Annotated in this window: 13 protein-coding genes and 1 pseudogene; 3 read left to right on the top strand and 11 right to left on the bottom strand. The window is 37.7% G+C overall.

The window, feature by feature from the left end:
- Window positions 1–131: 131 nt before the first annotated feature.
- Window positions 132–1,505, bottom strand: coding sequence for a histidine--tRNA ligase (gene hisS, locus A9996_RS06665; protein WP_066432509.1), 1,374 nt, complete (start codon window positions 1,503–1,505; stop codon window positions 132–134).
- Between the two features lie 283 nt (window positions 1,506–1,788).
- Between hisS and A9996_RS06660 the strand changes: the two genes are divergently transcribed.
- Entirely contained in the window at window positions 1,789–3,030 is a 1,242-nt protein-coding gene (locus tag A9996_RS06660; protein WP_066432507.1) for an ABC transporter permease, read from the top strand.
- A gap of 130 nt (window positions 3,031–3,160) precedes the next feature.
- Here A9996_RS06660 and A9996_RS06655 read toward each other — a convergent pair whose 3' ends face one another.
- The 5 genes and pseudogenes from A9996_RS06655 to rpsF form a co-directional block, all read right to left on the bottom strand.
- Window positions 3,161–3,634, bottom strand: coding sequence for a DUF6495 family protein (locus A9996_RS06655; protein ID WP_066432505.1), 474 nt, complete (start codon window positions 3,632–3,634; stop codon window positions 3,161–3,163).
- Between the two features lie 70 nt (window positions 3,635–3,704).
- Window positions 3,705–6,823 (bottom strand): annotated as a pseudogene (locus A9996_RS06650) (TonB-dependent receptor).
- 117 nt (window positions 6,824–6,940) lie between these two features.
- Complete coding sequence (rplI, locus tag A9996_RS06645; RefSeq protein ID WP_066432503.1) at window positions 6,941–7,402, bottom strand: 50S ribosomal protein L9; 462 nt, start codon at window positions 7,400–7,402, stop codon at window positions 6,941–6,943.
- A 13-nt stretch (window positions 7,403–7,415) separates the two neighbouring features.
- Window positions 7,416–7,712, bottom strand: a complete 297-nt coding sequence (rpsR, locus tag A9996_RS06640) for a 30S ribosomal protein S18 (protein WP_033961670.1) — start codon at window positions 7,710–7,712, stop codon at window positions 7,416–7,418.
- Window positions 7,713–7,714: 2 nt separating this feature from the next.
- Entirely contained in the window at window positions 7,715–8,053 is a 339-nt protein-coding gene (gene rpsF / locus A9996_RS06635) for a 30S ribosomal protein S6 (RefSeq protein ID WP_066432502.1), read from the bottom strand.
- Between the two features lie 199 nt (window positions 8,054–8,252).
- Here rpsF and A9996_RS06630 point away from each other — a divergent pair, with 199 nt between their 5' ends.
- Window positions 8,253–8,948, top strand: coding sequence for a LytR/AlgR family response regulator transcription factor (locus tag A9996_RS06630; protein WP_066432499.1), 696 nt, complete (start codon window positions 8,253–8,255; stop codon window positions 8,946–8,948).
- A gap of 363 nt (window positions 8,949–9,311) precedes the next feature.
- Here the strand turns inward: A9996_RS06630 and priA are convergent, their stop codons facing one another.
- The 3 genes from priA to nadC are packed head-to-tail and all read right to left on the bottom strand — an operon-like array spanning window position 9,312 to window position 13,627.
- Window positions 9,312–11,765, bottom strand: coding sequence for a replication restart helicase PriA (gene priA / locus A9996_RS06625; RefSeq protein ID WP_066432651.1), 2,454 nt, complete (start codon window positions 11,763–11,765; stop codon window positions 9,312–9,314).
- Between the two features lie 8 nt (window positions 11,766–11,773).
- Window positions 11,774–12,769, bottom strand: a complete 996-nt coding sequence (locus A9996_RS06620; RefSeq protein WP_066432498.1) for a YihY/virulence factor BrkB family protein — start codon at window positions 12,767–12,769, stop codon at window positions 11,774–11,776.
- Window positions 12,770–13,627: a carboxylating nicotinate-nucleotide diphosphorylase gene (nadC, locus tag A9996_RS06615; RefSeq protein ID WP_066432497.1), complete on the bottom strand. Its 858-nt coding sequence runs from the start codon at window positions 13,625–13,627 to the stop codon at window positions 12,770–12,772.
- A 98-nt stretch (window positions 13,628–13,725) separates the two neighbouring features.
- Between nadC and rlmH the strand changes: the two genes are divergently transcribed.
- The gene (rlmH, locus tag A9996_RS06610) at window positions 13,726–14,199 is read left to right on the top strand and encodes a 23S rRNA (pseudouridine(1915)-N(3))-methyltransferase RlmH (RefSeq protein WP_066432492.1); all 474 of its coding nucleotides are present in this window, start codon (window positions 13,726–13,728) and stop codon (window positions 14,197–14,199) included.
- Between the two features lie 89 nt (window positions 14,200–14,288).
- Here the strand turns inward: rlmH and A9996_RS06605 are convergent, their stop codons facing one another.
- Both A9996_RS06605 and A9996_RS06600 read right to left on the bottom strand, forming a co-directional pair.
- A complete protein-coding gene (locus A9996_RS06605) occupies window positions 14,289–14,588 on the bottom strand; it encodes an HPF/RaiA family ribosome-associated protein (protein ID WP_066432491.1) in 300 nt (99 codons plus the stop codon).
- Between the two features lie 104 nt (window positions 14,589–14,692).
- Window positions 14,693–16,696, bottom strand: a complete 2,004-nt coding sequence (locus A9996_RS06600; protein WP_066432489.1) for an NAD-dependent epimerase/dehydratase family protein — start codon at window positions 16,694–16,696, stop codon at window positions 14,693–14,695.
- Between the last annotated feature and the right edge of the window lie 90 nt (window positions 16,697–16,786).

The following is a 16,786-nucleotide window of genomic DNA, read 5'->3' as shown; positions in this document are numbered from 1 at the left end:
ATTAGAGTAGGCGATTTGTTTTATTGCCGGTTTTGAATCCTCACTTATCAGCATAACTGTTGTGTTTTAGGTGATCTTGGGAGAATTGAGAAAATTATTTATGTAATTGGTTTCTTTATACTCACACTAAATTAGTTTCCCAACAAAGATACCAAGGTGTTCAGATCAACAGATTGCTGCGCTCCTGAAGCCATATTTTTAAGCGTAAATGTTTCTGATGCCAGTTCAGATTCGCCCACTAAAACAACGTTCGGAATATTGCGTTTATTGGCATAATTGAACTGCTTGATTGTTTTCTTGTGATCAGGAAACAGCTCAGCATTAATACCGTGATTTCTAAGTTCCTTAATAGCTTTCATACTCGCCATTGCTTCTGCTTCTCCAAAATTAATGAATAGCGCTTTTACAGTATTGGTGATGGTTTCAGGAAATAAGCTCAAGGCTTCCAAGACCAAATAAATACGATCGAGTCCAAAACTAATGCCCACACCACTCACGTCTTTCAATCCAAAAATTCCGGTCAAATCATCATAACGGCCGCCACCACCAATTGATCCCATAGAGACACCTTCAGGCGCAGACACTTCAAAAATAGCACCTGTGTAATAGTTGAGTCCGCGTGCCAAGGTGACATCCAATTGCAGGTTTGCAGTGTGTAATTTCAATTCTGAAATGGCCTTGTCAATAAACTCCAATTCTTGAATGCCTTTTTTGCCCTCTTCAGAAGTGGAAAGAATTGTTTTTAATTGTGCAATCTGCGACTCAAAAGTTCCTGACAGAGTAAACAACGGCTGCAACTTATCAATTCCAGACTGGGAAATACCTTTCTCCAACATTTCTTCCTTGACCTTCTCCTCTCCTATTTTATCCAATTTATCGAGTGCTACGGTAAAGTCGATCAACTTATCTTGAGCGCCAATCACTTCAGCAATCCCTGACAAAATTTTACGATTATTAATTTTTATAGTGACACCTTCCAATTTTAAGGCTGTAAATACGGCATCGTATAATTGGACAAATTCCACTTCTTGCCATAACGATTGAGAGCCCACCACATCAGCATCACATTGGAAAAATTCTCTAAAGCGTCCTTTCTGAGGACGGTCGGCCCTCCACACGGGTTGGATTTGGTACCGTTTAAAAGGGAATTCTATCTCATTTTGGTGTTGCACGACATATCTGGCGAAGGGAACGGTGAGGTCGTAGCGGAGGGCTTTTTCTGAAATGGAGCCTGTTATTTTATGAGAGTCTTTTGCGTCATAAGCCTGTTGATCGGCTTTATTTAAAAAATCTCCAGAATTCAAAATCTTAAAGATCAAACGGTCTCCTTCATCGCCATATTTGCCCATTAAGGTTTCTGAATTTTCAAAACTAGGGGTTTCTATAGGTTGGAACCCAAAACGCTCAAAATTCTGACGTATGGTATTAAAAATATAATTGCGTTTTGCAACTTCTTCCGGATTGAAATCTCTCGTGCCTTTTGGGATGCTTGGTTTTTGTGCCATGTTTACTTCCCGCGAAAGCGGGAATCTTTTTAAAATTAGTTTTACTCTTGCAAAAATATTATAATTCTAGAAATTTCAGCCTAAAAGTTGGTGTCTTCTTGCTAGGTTCAATTTCATTTTGCAAGGTTAAAGCTATTTCGCAGAGTTACCCAGAGAAAAAGGAGAGTTACAGAGTTTCAAGACGTGTTTTAAAATAATTGGATAGTTATTTCAAATTTATAGTAACTTTATTGACCGTTTGTAGTCTTATAGCTATCGACCTTAACAAGAACAACTAGCCTTTATGTTTTCATTATTCAGAGAGAATATTAGAATTGCCTTCAATTCCATCCGCACCCAACTGTTACGTACCATTTTGACCGTTTTAATTATTGCCATTGGTATCACGGCTTTAGTGGGAATTTTAAGTGCAGTTTCGGCTTTGGAGAATACAATTTCAAGCGATTTTTCTTCAATGGGGGCCAACACCTTCAATATTCAGCGATATGAATTTACAACCCAACGTCAAAGTGGGAAGGAAGTTCAAAAAATCAATCCGATTATTAGTTATAGAGATGTCAAAGATTTTGAGGATACCTATAAATTCCCATTCACCAAAGTGTCAGTGTCTTTTGTAGGCACACAAACCGCTGAAGTTAAGTATGAAAATACAAAAACAGATCCTGAAGTGACTGTTTTGGGAGTCAATGAAAATTTTATCCAAAACTCCGGACTTGAAATTAGTGAAGGCCGTGAGTTCAACGTTTTTGATATTGACAATAGCTCCACATTATGTGTGATTGGGAGCGATTTGGCAAAGTCTATCTTGAGCGATGTCAATCCTATTGGGCAAACCATAAGTGTGAGAGGTGCAAAATTTAAGGTGATTGGTGTTTTGAAATCGAAGGGTTCCACCTTTGGAAACAATCAGGATTTGCGTGTGATGATCCCCATTCAAAAAGCGAGAACGCTATTTACGAGTCCGAATATCAACTATAGTTTGAGCGTTAAAACCGATAAAAAAGACATGTTGGAAGGTGCACAGGATGATGCTATTTTAACCTTCAGAAATGTGAGAGCATTGAATCCCGTTGAAGATAATGATTTTGGGCTAGAACGCAGTGACGATTTAATTAACCGTATTGGCTCCATCACAGGTTATCTTTATGTTGCTGCTTGGGTAATTAGTATGATCACCATTTTAGGTTCTTCAATTGCGCTTATGAACATCTTGTTTGTTTCCGTTACTGAACGTACACGAGAGATTGGTGTGCGGAAAGCTTTGGGTGCAAAAAAGAAAACTATAGCCACACAATTTTTTATGGAAGCCATAATTATTGGCCAATTGGGTGGCATTTTAGGAATTATGTTAGGGGTTCTTATTGGGTACGCCGTTTCAGCTGCGGCCGACTTTCAATTCTCAACACCTTGGCTCGCTATGTTCAGCGCGTTTACCATCGCTTTTATTGTAGCTGTTGTTGCTGGGTTGCTTCCGGCAATAAAAGCCGCTAAATTGGATCCTATAGAGTCTTTGAGGTATGAGTAGATGTTAGATCGTTATGTTTCTTGTTTCTTGTTTCTTGTTTCTTGTTTCTAGCCTCTAACTTCTAGCGTCTAACTTCCAACTTCCAGCTTCCAGCTTCCAGCTTCCAGCTTCCAGCTTCTAACTAAAAAAACTACTTCACCACCAACTTTTCAAAATACATGTATAAATCGCCTTTGGTGATCACGCCGCCTTGCTGGATGAGTTTAAATTTATCCAACGCTTTATCTTCCGAATATACTTTGTTGGCGGTCAAAAATTCGACATCATCAGATAGGAGATTATCTCTCAACCATTCAAAACCTTCGCTAGTGGTTAGGTCAGCGGTATCTCTATTTAATTTTACAGCAATCAATTGCATGTCCTTCTCTTTTAGATGGAAGAGGTGCATCTGTTGTGGAGAAATATGCTCTAAATAAATCACCTTGCTTAAAACACCCTCCCAAACCAAATCGCTGAAGACATCCAATTCTTCTTCTGCCACTTCGGGTTTATTGGTCTTAATATCCGTCCACTCCTCTGCAGTAATGGATTGAGTAGCTAAAAAGTTAATAAATTCCTGATGTAATTCCTCAAATTGTTCTTTGGTAAGTCGTGTGTATTTCATATTAGCTTTGATAAATAAAAAATGCGCTCCTTTTTACAAGAGCGCAAATTTATAAATTTAAATTCAAAAACTAGAATATATAGCGCAATCCAAATTGTGCTTGCCATCTCGATGCCAAACTAGAATCATAACTGTATGTTTTCGTTAAGTTGGGATTAAAGGTATAGGTTGGGATATTGGTATTTGGGTCAACACTAACACCAATAGGCTGTACACTATTTGGCAGTTGAATCAATCCCCAATCGGAATTTAATAAGTTACCCACATTTAATACATCGACACTTAACTGAAGCGTATTCGTTTTACCTGCGATGTTAAAATTGAAATCTTGGAGCACTTTCAAATCCCAACGACTTCTCCAAGGTGCAATTGCAGCATAGCGCTCAGCATACTGACCTCGTCGCCCGTTCAAATAGTCATCTTGAGCAATATAAGCGTCAAAAGCCTCTCGCTCGGCTTGTCCACCTGAAAACTGTTGTTGACCGATTTCGGCCGATGTTGGAACGTAAATTAAATCATTAAGATTTGATCCATCTCCATTAATGTCTCCTCCATAGGTATAATTATAACGTCCACCTTGCGCATATTCAAAAAATGTAGAAATGGTTGTTCCGTATTTTCCCTTTCCATAAGTCCATTTTTTACTCGCAACTCCTATGAATCTATGTTTATCTCCATATTTTGAAAAACCTAAAACATCATCATTGACATTTCCCAAAGCAGGATTGCCGGCGAAGGCATCACTTGTAATTTCAGCTTCGATTGAGTTGACATCTTTTGCATTTAGAAAACTATAGGCCAACATGGTATATAATCCGTTGTCGAATGATTTCTGTGCTTTGGCAGAAACATTCCAAATTCTCCCCTTATCCGTATTGGTAAATACATAAGCATTATTGATAATATCACTCGGAGCATAAATTGGTCTGTCATCCACGCCATTTAAGCTTGCCGATGGTGGCAGTAACCCCAATTCTGAACATGTGCACCATTGGTGTCTCTAGTATAAGACACATCACCTGTCAAAATAATGCCATTTTCTAATTTATAATCTGTTCCAATGTTTGTTCTCCATACCTGTGGAAATTTATAGTCAGGGTCAACGGCTTGCAAGAAAAATACATCTGGATTCGCTATTTGATTCCCTAGCCAAACAAAAGGAAAACGTCCCGTAAACAAACCAGAACCACCGCGCACCTGGAATGTTTTATCGCCTTTAACATCGTAATTAAATCCTAATCTTGGCGATATGAGCCATTGGTTTGATGGCAATTGGGTATTATCGATCAATACTCTTTCTCCCGTATTTGGGTTATAATATTCGATATCTGGAACTACAAATCCTCGATCTATTACTTCTTGCGCCTTTTCAGCGGAATCAAAATATAGTGGTTTATCAAAACGAACGCCATAGGTTAATTTGAATTTTTCATTCACGTTCCATTCATCTTGTGCATAGAAAGACATTTGGCCAACATTGGTTTCCGACAAGGTAAATCCGCCAGCAACTCCTTCTCCATTGGCAGTTAAAGAGTTGTGCGCTGCATTAGCGGCATCAAACAAATCCTGTAACTGACCGGAGTCGACCAAATTTTGAAAATCAGACATGGTTGTCGTTGGAAAAAAGACTCCTCGAGCTCCGTATGCGCCTAAATTGAATGAGTTGTCAAATTGAAATTTTTCAAAAGATAATCCGATGGTAAATGTATGATCCCCTTTAAAAAAATTGAGATTATCAGAAAATTGCAACACTTTTTGATCTAATTTATTATTGATAGAAAATGGCTCATGACCAGCAATAATATAATTGGACCCATCTTTTGTAATGGTAATTGTTGGTGCCGGTGTTGATAATGGATTTCTAAAATCATCAAAATGAGTGTAACCAATTTGGAATTTATTACTGGCCTCGTCTGATAAGGTCGAATTCAATTCCAATTGTACAGACCGGATGTTATTATTGATTTCATATCCTGAATTTTGAAATTGAAGCGTATTGACGCTTGGCCCTCTAAAACCAAGCGCTGATGGATGTGCTGGTTTTTCCTTGGAAGCATTCAGGTAGTTATATATAACTGCCAATCGATTAGTTTCGTTGATATTCCAGTCTAGTTTAAAAATACCCTTGTTTGATTTTGCACCATAAGTAAAACCTTCATAGGCTCCTGGATTATAACCAATGTCCAAAAGTGCGTTTTGAACCGTAATCAAATCTTGTTCAAGTACTCGAGATTCATTCACAGCGCCACTTCCTGTGTTTGGTATAAAACCGTTAGTTCCCAAATCAGTGCGTTCGTCTTTTTCGAAATTTGCAAAGAAGAACAGTTTGTTCTTTATGATAGGACCGCCGATACTGAAACCATATTGGTTCTGTTCCAATTTTGGTTTCACAACATCTTCTCCACTCACTTTACCTCCCGTTAGATCTTCGTTTCTGAAAAATCCGTAAACTGTGCCGTGAAATTCATTGGTTCCACTTTTCGTGACCGCATTAACGGCAGCTCCGGTAAATCCAGACTGAGTAACATCGTAAGGTGCGGTGGACACTGTTATTTGCTCTATGGCATCGAGTGAAATTGGTTGTGAGTCTGTTTGTCCACCTGGGGTTGCTGCATCTAGTCCAAATGGATTTGTAAAGATTGCACCATCAAGTGAAAAATTATTATATTGGTCATTCCTACCGCCAAAAGAACCATTACTTGCTGTTGGTTCAAGTCTTGTAAAGTCTGAAGCAGATCGTGAAATGGTTGGCAATCTTGTAAGCTCTCTTCTGCCAACATTTGTTTCTGCACCAGTTCTATCTGCACCAAATGTACCAGTAGAACTTGTTCCTGTTAAGACTACAGCATCTAATTGCTGACTATCTGGCACCATTGCAAAATCTATCTCCTCAGTTTTTCCCAATGTCAGATAAATTTCATTGAATATTTGCTCTTTATAGCCAACATAGCTCAATGTTATTTTGTAGGGGCCGCCTACTCTTAGGTTAAGTAAATTAAACCTTCCATCAAAATTAGTTGCAGATCCATAAACAGTTCCTGTGGGTGTATGGATGGCAACAACATTTACTCCAGGCAAAGGTTGTTGGGTCTCATCAAGAATTAAACCTTTAATGTTTGAGGTTGTTACTTGTGCAAAAGCCACAATGGTGCAAAACATTAAAATTAAAGTCGATAGTAATTTTTTCATAGTTTGTGTTGGTTTGGTCAGTCCTTGGTAAAATTAAAATAAAAAAGGCTACTCAAACGAGTAGCCCTTTTTATTTATTAACTTAAAAATGTTAATTATTTAACTTAAAAAATCTGATTATGCTTCAGCAATAACTTCAAAAGTCATATTCACGGTAACGTCTCTATGAAGTCTGATAATAGCGTCATATTGACCTAAACGTTTGATATTACCACCTGTAATGGCGATGTACCTTTTATCAACTGAAACACCTTCTTTGTCCAACGCGTTAGCCAAATCAATATTGGTAATAGAACCAAAGATCTTGTCTCCTGCAGTTGCACCGGCACCAGCTTTAGAAGTTAATTTAATTTCCAATGCTTTGATTGCATCCGCTTGTTTTTGAGCTTCTGCAATTACTTGTTTTTCTTTAAACGCACGTTGCTTCAAGTTTTCAGCCAATACTTTTTTAGCTGAAACTGTCGCCATGACCGCTTGTTTTTGAGGAATTAAAAAATTTCTACCATAACCGTTCTTAACCGTTACAACATCGTCTTTAAATCCTAAATTTTCAACGTCTTGTTTTAATATAAGTTCCATAGTTATGTTTTTATTATTTTAATAAATCTGCTACATAAGGCATCAACGCAAGGTGACGCGCTCTTTTTACTGCAACAGATACCTTTCTTTGGTATTTTAATGATGTTCCTGTTAAACGTCTTGGTAGCAATTTACCTTGTTCGTTTACAAAACCTAATAACCAATCAGCGTCTTTGTAATCAACATACTTGATGCCAGATTTCTTGAAACGACAATACTTTTTAGTTTTGCTTGTGTCAATATTCAATGGTGTCAAATATCTGATCTCACCATCTTTTTTTCCTTTAGCTTGTTGTTCTATTGATGACATAATTACGCTTTTTGTTTGATTTTAGTTCTTCTTCTTTCAGCCCAAGAAATGGCATGTTTGTCCAATTTCACGGTTAAATAACGCATAAAACGCTCGTCACGTCTAAACTCTACTTCTAATGGATTGATAACCTGACCATCAACAGTGTACTCAAATAAGTGGTAAAAGCCACTTTTTTTGTTTTGAATTGGATAGGCTAATTTTTTTAAGCCCCAATCTTCTTTGGATACCATCTTCGCTCCTCTAGAAACAAGAAAATCTTCGTATTTCTCTACTGTTTCCTTTATCTGGGTTTCAGATAAAACGGGATTTAAGATGAAAACAGTTTCATAATGATTCATATAATTGTATTTAATAATTAAAAATGGCTGCAAAAATAACCATTATTTGTTGTATTGACAACTAATTTATTAGTAATTTTATTCAATACTTCTACTGAACAAAAATAATGTTAAATTAAACGGTTTACCGATGTTTTTTGGTTTTTATCCGAATTTTTTGTACTATTGTCGATATCTTAACCTAAATAAACCAAATGTTATGACTTTAAACTGTGTAGTTGTTGATGACTCTGCGATACAAAGGTTGTCGATTGTAAAGTTAATTGAAAATCATTCATCGCTTAACCTTATTGCAGAATATAGTAGTGCATTAGAGACCAAAAACGGCTTAAACACCCATAAGGTGGATCTTATCTTTTTAGATATTGAAATGCCTGTACTCAATGGTTTTGAGCTACTTGACGTCCTCAACAACAAACCCCAAATTATTTTTGTTACTGGTAAAACGGAATATGCGTTTAAAGCCTTTAATTATGATGCCACAGATTATTTGCAAAAACCAATCACCAGAGAGCGTTTTAACGTTGCTGTTGAAAAAGCCGTGGAACAGCACAAATTGAAACTAGATTTCAACGAAACTGATGGCGAGCATATTTTTGTCAAAAGCAACCTTAAAAAACGTAAAGTTTATATTAAGGACATCAAATGGATTGAAGCCCTTGGTGATTATGTGAAATTGGTCACTGAAGAGAACAGCCTGGTGGTACTATCAACCATGAAAGCTTTTGAACAGGAACTTCCTGAAGGCAAATTTTTGAGAATTCACAAATCTTATATTGTCAATTTAGACAAGGTAGACCGTTTCAACAGCAAAAATGTTGAAGTTGGTGCTTATGAAATTCCACTGAGTAGAAATAAAAAATCTGAACTTGTGGATGCCTTGAACAATATTTAATGAGTCAATCACGACGTTTGTAACCGAAGTTCAATTTTGACTTTTTGAAACACAAAGGAGACCCCTCTCCAAAAGCGGGATTGGTTCGACAACGAGATTTTCAAACAATTTTCTACACGGTCACCTCGAAAATACAGAAGAGATCCCGCCCGAAAGCGGGATTAGTTCGATTACGAAATTTGAAAACAAATTTCTATACGCAAACCCAGAAAATACAGAAGAGACCCCGCCCAAAAGCGGGATTAGTTCGATTACGAAATTTAAAAACAAATTTCTATACGCAAACCTAGAAAATACAGAAGAGATCCCGCCCGAAAGCGGGATTAGTTCGATTACGAAATTTGAAAACAAATTTCTATCTCACTAATAATTATCGACATTAAGTATAACCCTGACCGACCTAAATTCTGTAATACTTAAGAAGCTATTGTTAACTTTAACGATGGCTTTTTTAGTTTTTAGCAAGGATTGCTGCTGCGGAATTTTGACCAGAATATTTTTGTGAAATTGATTTCTTATTCGTGACACTGGCGGGAATTCAGGTCCCAAAATATTGCTTTTAAACACTTGTTTCAATGCCGTGGCATACCACTCTGCTCCGATATTCACCTTATTAAAATCTTTGTGTTTCAATGTGATTTTTATCAGCCTGTAAATTGGTGGATAGTTAAAATTATGGCGCTCATCCATTTGCTCTTTATACATATCAGTATAATTATTGGTGGAGACCTGCTGCAAAATGCGATGGTGCGGGTTGTAGGTTTGAATCAGCACCTTCCCACGTTCATCTGTCCGTCCTGCCCTGCCTGATACTTGCAGCATGAGTTGAAAACTGCGTTCATGCGCTCTAAAATCGGGGAAGTTGAGCATGTTATCAGCATTCATAATGCCCACTAATTTTACATTTCTAAAATCGAGTCCTTTGGTGAGCATCTGGGTACCTACCAAAATATCAATTTCCTTTTGTTCAAAAGAGGTGATAATTTTATCATATCCAAATTTGCCACGTGTGGTGTCTAAATCCATACGCGCCACTTTATGCTCAGGAAAAAGCGCCTGTGCCTCTTCCTGCACCTGTTCCGTGCCAAAGCCTTTATTGTCGAGTTCCACACTGCCACAGGCCATGCAGTTTTTGAGCATGACGGTATGGTAGCCGCAATAATGACAGCGCAATTCATTTTTATATTGGTGGTAGGTTAAACTCACATCGCAATTTGGGCACTGCGGCGCATGACCACAAGTGGTACATTCTACAATTGGCGAAAAGCCACGTCTGTTTTGAAAAAGAATAATTTGATGTCCTTCCTTGAGCGCTTCGGTCATTTCTTCAATCAATCGGTCGCTAAAATGACCGTTCATACGTTTGCGCTTGTGTTTATCCTGAATATCAACCAATTCTATCTCTGGCATCAACACATCATTGAATCTGTGCGTGATTTCCACCAAGCCATATTTTCCCAGTTGCACATTATGGTAACTTTCCAAACTTGGTGTAGCTGAGCCTAAAAGGGTTTTGCTATTAAATAACGATGCCAAAACAATAGAAGCATCCCGAGCATGGTAGCGCGGTGCGGGATCAAACTGCTTAAAAGACGTTTCATGCTCTTCATCAACAATTACCAATCCTAAGTCGTGGTATGGCAAAAAAATGGAAGAGCGAGCGCCCAATACGATCTGCGCCTTAGGTTGATTTTGTAACACATTATGCCAAAGTTCAAAACGCTCGTGTGCCGAATATTTAGAATGGTAAACAGATACCTTTCCGCCAAAATAGGTTTCCAATCTACTGACCAGTTGAGTGGTCAAGGCTATTTCTGGTAGCAAATACAACACTTGCTTACCCGTAGCAATGACTTCTTCAATAAGCTTGACATACACCTCTGTTTTTCCTGAAGAAGTCACACCATGAAGTAAGGTGATATTGTGCTTTTCAAAGGTCAGTTTGATTTCTTCAAGCGCTTTCTCTTGATACGTATTTAAGGTTTTGGACGCTTCATTGGCATCTCCAGAATACCCGACGCGGTCTTCCTGAAAATGATATTCCTCTAAAATTTTCTTATCGATTAGTGTCTTAATAATTGATGCAGACGCTTCACTGGCATCTGAAAGGTCTGAAACTTTTACAGGTTTTTTAGTTTGTGCAGAAATTGAAAACAAAGTCATGACCACATCCCTTTGCTTGGGTGCTCGGCTCAATTCTTCTAACAAATCCTTCAACTTTTGCTGATCAGAGTATTGTGAATTTAGCTTGACATGCCGCACCACTTTCGGCTTGTACTTTTCATAAACCTCTTCCTGAAGCACAATCGCCTCCTTATCCAAAAGGGAATTGATGACAGGAAATACATTTTTTTTATCCAGAATATTTATCAAATCCTGAATTTTCAATGACGATTGGTGGTGCAAGGCTTCATATACCAAAAACTCCTCATCCTTCAAATCTTCATCATTGATGATTTTATCCGTGTTTTTTGAGATGATCGTTTCACTTTCAAGCAGAAAAGAATTAGGTAGTGCAGCCCGGAGCACATCGCCTAAAGTACACATGTAATACTCGGCAATCCATTGCCAATGCTTCAACTGATTTGGTGTTGTGATGGGAGCATCATCTAATATTTGATGGATCTCCTTGGCCTCATAGGCCATCGGTTTTTGCTGATGGATATTAAAAACTAGGGCGGTATAGATCTTGCTTTTCCCAAACGGAACAGCCACACGCATGCCTGCCTTTAAAAATTCTGATTCAGCAGCGGTGATGCTATAAGTGAATAATTTTTCAAGCGGAATTGGAAGTATGACGTCAATAAAGTGTTGCATCTGATACATTAAGATTGGTTTTGATCCTCTTGTTTTTGACTGTTGTAACGCTTTAATAGTCTTATGGTGGCATTCAGCTCAAAACCCAACAATAAAATATTGGAGTTCAACCATAAGTAAAATAATAGAATCAATAGGGCTCCAATTGAACCGTAGAGCTCATTATAGGTCGAAAAATAAGTGACATAAATACCAAAAAGATATGAAAAAACAATGATCAAAATGGTGGTCAATAAGGCCCCTGCCGAAAAGAACCTGGAATGCTTACCTTCCTTTGTTCCGAAATAATATAAGGTTGCTGTGGCCATATAAACCATCAGTACAAAAAACACATATTTTGCTATGGCTACCATAAACAGGCCTTCCTCATAGGTTTCATAGCCTTGTTTATCCATATAATACAGCACCCGCTGAATGACATAAATCTGAAAATAACCCATAACGGCAATGGTTATGATCAATAAAAAAACCAAAATAAGCGCCACAAACATCGAGTAGAGATACTGTTTAACAACGCTACGTGTCAGTTGCTGATGGTACGAACTTTCAAAACCAGAAAAAAGTGCACTAATGCCATTGGCCATTAAAAAAATAGACAATAGAAATACGGTTGAAATCAAGCCGCCATTATTGCCTTTGTAAATATCCTGAAAGATGTTTTCAAAAAAGAAATCGGATGTTTGCGGTGGCAATACAGAGTTCAAGAATCCTTTAAACTCATACTCAAATCCCGCTACCGGTATATGAGGAATCAAGATAATAATAAACAATAAAAATGGAAAGATTGCCGTAAAGAAACTAAAGGCAATAGCACTGGCCCTGCTGGTTACAGCACCCTTAATAACACCTTTGCCATAGAGTCTCAAAAAATAATAAAGGGTCAACCCCTCCAAAGCAGGCAACTCTATTTTTTTAAGAAGTTTGATGAGATTTCTTACAACGGGAATTTTATCGAGTTTATCCTCAATTTCATCTTCAATATTTGCATCTGGCTTATCAGTCATTTAAACTGCTTTTAAACTTAAGTCCATATTGTATACAGAATGTGTAAGCGCACCAGATGAGATATAATCCACACCACATAAGGCGTACGCACGCGCTGTCTCTTCGTTGATACCACCAGATGACTCCGTAAGACACTGATGGCCTATCAAGGCTACTGCTTTTTTAGTATCTTCATAATTAAAATTGTCAATAAGGATCCTGTAAACACCATCGGTTTTAAGGATTTCCTTGATCTCCTCTAGATTTCTAGCCTCCACGATAATTTTTAAATCTAAGTTCTTTGCCTTCAGATAGTCTTTGGTTTTTGTAATGGCCTTAGTAATCCCGCCAGCAAAATCGATATGATTATCTTTGAGCATGATCATATCATACAACGCGAACCTATGGTTCTCTCCACCTCCAATTTTTACGGCCCATTTTTCTAGAGCTCGTATCCCAGGAGTAGTTTTTCTCGTATCCAAAATTTTTGTGCCGGTACCTTCCAGCAAATCCACAAAGGTTTTCGTTTTAGTGGCAATAGCGCTCATCCGTTGCATGGCGTTTAGAACCAAACGTTCAGCCTTCAAAATAGATTGGGATGGACCTTCCACATAAAATACAATATCCCCATACTTCACCTCTGCGCCATCTTCAATCAAGGTTTCTACTTTTAAATCTTCGTCAATGTGCTGAAATACCCGTTTTGCAAAAGCTACCCCCGCGATGATGCCTTTATCTTTCACCAATAGCTTGGCCTTACCCTGAGCGGAACTAGGGATGCACGCCAAAGAGCTATGATCGCCATCACCCACATCTTCCCTGATGGCATTGGTAATGATACCTTCTATTTCATTATCAAATTGTTGCTGCGAAATCATTATTTGGGATATTTTAGGTAAAAATACTAATTGATAATGGAAATACTCAAATTCCAAATCGCAAATTCCATATCACTACAAATTTGTAATTTTACGTCATGCAAATAAAACTTCTTGCCATTGGCAAAACAGACCATCAGCAATTGCAAATGCTAATTGACGATTATCAGAAACGTTTGGGATTTTACATCAAATTTGATTTTGAGATCATCCCAGACTTGAAAAAAGTCAAAAATTTAAGTGAAGAGCGACAGAAACAAAAGGAAGGAGAACTGATCTTGGCGAAGCTCAATAATACAGACGTCCTTATTCTCTTAGATGAAAACGGGCAACACTATGATTCTGTAGGATTTTCTGAATACCTACAAAAACATATGAACTCAGGTATCAAACAATTGGTTTTTGTTATTGGAGGACCTTACGGATTTTCGCAAGACGTCTACGATAAAGCAAATGGGAAAATAGCATTATCTAAAATGACATTTTCCCATCAAATGATCCGTTTGTTCATGATTGAACAATTGTATCGTGCTTTTACTATTTTAAGGAATGAACCTTACCACCATCGGTAGTTTTGGGTTTCAAGTTTAGATTTTAGGTTTCTGGTTTCATTTGAATTCTGAACTTCCGCCAACAGTCATCGATCATCTGTCCCTAGTTCCTAATACGTCTTATATGTCTCTTTTCTCTTTTTGAGCTGAATTACTAAGTCACTAATTGTTTCATTTACGGACATTTCAAAATTTTTCTCGTCAGAGGTTGCAAATATTTGGGGTCCTGGCAAGCTCAATTTGATGTTACAAATTTTACCTTTTTCAGGCTCATTGCCTTCTTCTTTAAAAAAAACGTCGGCGTTGATCAACCAATCATATTTTTCGGCCATTTTATGTAATCTTTCAGTGGTATGTTCAGCAAGTGAATCACTATAATCTAAGTTTACAAATTGAATGTTAATTGTCATGAGTATTATTTTTAAGTTATAAGACTAAAATACGGGTTTAAAAAGGAACTCCTGACGACATAAATCATAAAATAATTATAAAAAGCAGTCTCACCAAAATACAATCAATAATCATATACAAACAGTGATTGGATGGTATCTTCAATAGTATATTTTGGCACCCACTTCATATCTTCTTTAAACAAAGAAACATCCATTCCAAACTTAGAATTTTGATCAGAGGCTGTCCTGATTATCCGAGACGTGTTATTTGGATAGCTTTCATGTCCTATTTTCAAAACACTCTCCGCAAACTCGATGAGTGTGAAGGTGGCATCTGCTCCCAGATTGTAGACGGGCTTCCAAACATTTGATGGTGTTTTCAAAAGCGCCAACAAACCCAAAACGGCATCTCTCACATCCATTCGTTCAAACTGTTGATTACCTCCCGTAATTTGCAAATCTTTTCCTTCCTTTACCTGTTTAATTAACTTGGACACTAAATCTACATCTACAAATCCTTTGGCTCCTCCGGCAATACCCGCTAGTCTTATTGAAGTGGTATGGATATGTTTGTGTTGGTGAGACAGTTCTCTCAACAATAATTCACTACTATATTTTGCCAAAGCATATGGAGAATTTGGTGCTATAGGCATATCCTCTTTCCAAGGTGGTAAATTGAGTTGCCCATATACACTTTGCGATGATATGTTAATGATGGAAGATACCTGGTTTTCCACGGCCCTTCTAAAAAGTTTTGAAGTAAACGCGAGACTTTCGGCAAGATCGTCCAAGGGTTTATGTGGTCTTGCAAACCCTAAATGCAATAATATGGAAATGCCACCTAAAGCTAAGGTGCCCATCTTTAAATCTTCATGATCAAATATCGTGACTGTTGTAGGAAGCAACTCTTGTGCTCTTTGCTTGTCATGAGTAAGCGCACAAATATTTATGTGCCACTGTTTATCTTCTATGATTCGGTCTATTAAATTTCGACCAAGAAAACCGGTGGCACCAGTAATCAAAAGTGTTTTTTCCTTTTTAAAATCTGTCTCGTTGATTTTTTTATACAAGGTTGCTACCTGAGAATTCCTGGTGATATCGACAGCTATGTTGGTCGTTTGCCTGAGTCCGAAATGGGTACCGTTCACTTTCATTGGCTGGATCTGATGTCCATAACCCAGCCATTCTTTTATGCACGCCTCAACTTCATTAAATCCCAAACTAGCACGCAGTCCGGTGATTCCCGTGAATCTGGCGTTCATCTCAAAAATTCTGAGACCTTTATCGGTCATACGCCCCTGGATGTTGAGAGGCCCTTTTAAACCCAATGCTACAAAGGTTGGAATCAATTTGTCAATGTCATCCCAGATAGATGGATTGGTATAGGGCAAAATTTCAACGGGCACGCCTTGCTTCAATCGGTTGAAGGTGGCCATCTTTCCAAGGATTTCTCCTGTTCTACCTACCACCAAATGGATAGACAACTCAGAGACTTGTGGATTGATGTTTTTTGCTATCAGGCTGTTAAACTTCTCGATATTCACATCATTTTTACGAGGCACAGCAAGTTCCTGAAAAATATGTTGAGACGTTAATTCCTGAAGATCTTCTAGCGTATTGATGATTTTAATACCTACAGATCCTGAGCCGTTCCTTGGTTTAGCGATAACTGGCAACGCTACCTCTTTACTTTCTAGCGCAATTAACAATGACCCCACGTTATAGTAACTTGTAACAAATATATCGGCCAGTTTACCAAACTCAACATTAGCCAAAACTTTGTCTCTTACTATGTCGAGAAATTTCTCTTCAGAAACAATGACCTTAATATTAGAATTTTCAAAATCTGCGATATGCTTTGAAAACAGGTGCACTTCATCATCGGTTCCTGGTATAATGATATCAATGGCATGGTCAACACACAGTTGAATTATTAATGCAATATAATTTGGTGTGACTAACTTTGGAGTTTGAATCTGATAATCGCAACAATATAAACCATACGCTAGCGGATTTGAATCAAATCCGTACAGAACTAAAGGTAAGTCGGAGAGTTTACAAGAGTTGATTATGGATTGGCCAATTCCACTTCCTGCACATGATACGGCTAAGTTTATTTTTTTCATATTTACAAATCGAGGTATTAGATTGTAAAACAACCATAAAAATTCGGCATTATAACGTCAATATTTAAGTCCTTAATAAATTAGTATTTA

The sequence above is a fragment of the Gelidibacter algens genome, from assembly GCF_001678675.1.
GTDB lineage: Bacteria > Bacteroidota > Bacteroidia > Flavobacteriales > Flavobacteriaceae > Gelidibacter > Gelidibacter algens.
This window is presented reverse-complemented; position numbering and strand designations above follow the sequence as displayed.

What these genes read in the sequence shown, in the direction of transcription:
- priA (WP_066432651.1), bottom strand. Translation starts at nt 11,765, where the DNA reads ATGCAACACTTTATTGACGTCATACTTCCAATTCCGCTTGAAAAATTA.
- A9996_RS06630 (WP_066432499.1), top strand. Translation starts at nt 8,253, where the DNA reads ATGACTTTAAACTGTGTAGTTGTTGATGACTCTGCGATACAAAGGTTG.
- nadC (WP_066432497.1), bottom strand. Translation starts at nt 13,627, where the DNA reads ATGATTTCGCAGCAACAATTTGATAATGAAATAGAAGGTATCATTACC.
- rplI (WP_066432503.1), bottom strand. Translation starts at nt 7,402, where the DNA reads ATGGAACTTATATTAAAACAAGACGTTGAAAATTTAGGATTTAAAGAC.
- hisS (WP_066432509.1), bottom strand. Translation starts at nt 1,505, where the DNA reads ATGGCACAAAAACCAAGCATCCCAAAAGGCACGAGAGATTTCAATCCG.
- A9996_RS06600 (WP_066432489.1), bottom strand. Translation starts at nt 16,696, where the DNA reads ATGAAAAAAATAAACTTAGCCGTATCATGTGCAGGAAGTGGAATTGGC.
- rpsF (WP_066432502.1), bottom strand. Translation starts at nt 8,053, where the DNA reads ATGAATCATTATGAAACTGTTTTCATCTTAAATCCCGTTTTATCTGAA.
- A9996_RS06660 (WP_066432507.1), top strand. Translation starts at nt 1,789, where the DNA reads ATGTTTTCATTATTCAGAGAGAATATTAGAATTGCCTTCAATTCCATC.
- A9996_RS06620 (WP_066432498.1), bottom strand. Translation starts at nt 12,769, where the DNA reads ATGACTGATAAGCCAGATGCAAATATTGAAGATGAAATTGAGGATAAA.
- rpsR (WP_033961670.1), bottom strand. Translation starts at nt 7,712, where the DNA reads ATGTCATCAATAGAACAACAAGCTAAAGGAAAAAAAGATGGTGAGATC.
- A9996_RS06655 (WP_066432505.1), bottom strand. Translation starts at nt 3,634, where the DNA reads ATGAAATACACACGACTTACCAAAGAACAATTTGAGGAATTACATCAG.
- A9996_RS06605 (WP_066432491.1), bottom strand. Translation starts at nt 14,588, where the DNA reads ATGACAATTAACATTCAATTTGTAAACTTAGATTATAGTGATTCACTT.
- rlmH (WP_066432492.1), top strand. Translation starts at nt 13,726, where the DNA reads ATGCAAATAAAACTTCTTGCCATTGGCAAAACAGACCATCAGCAATTG.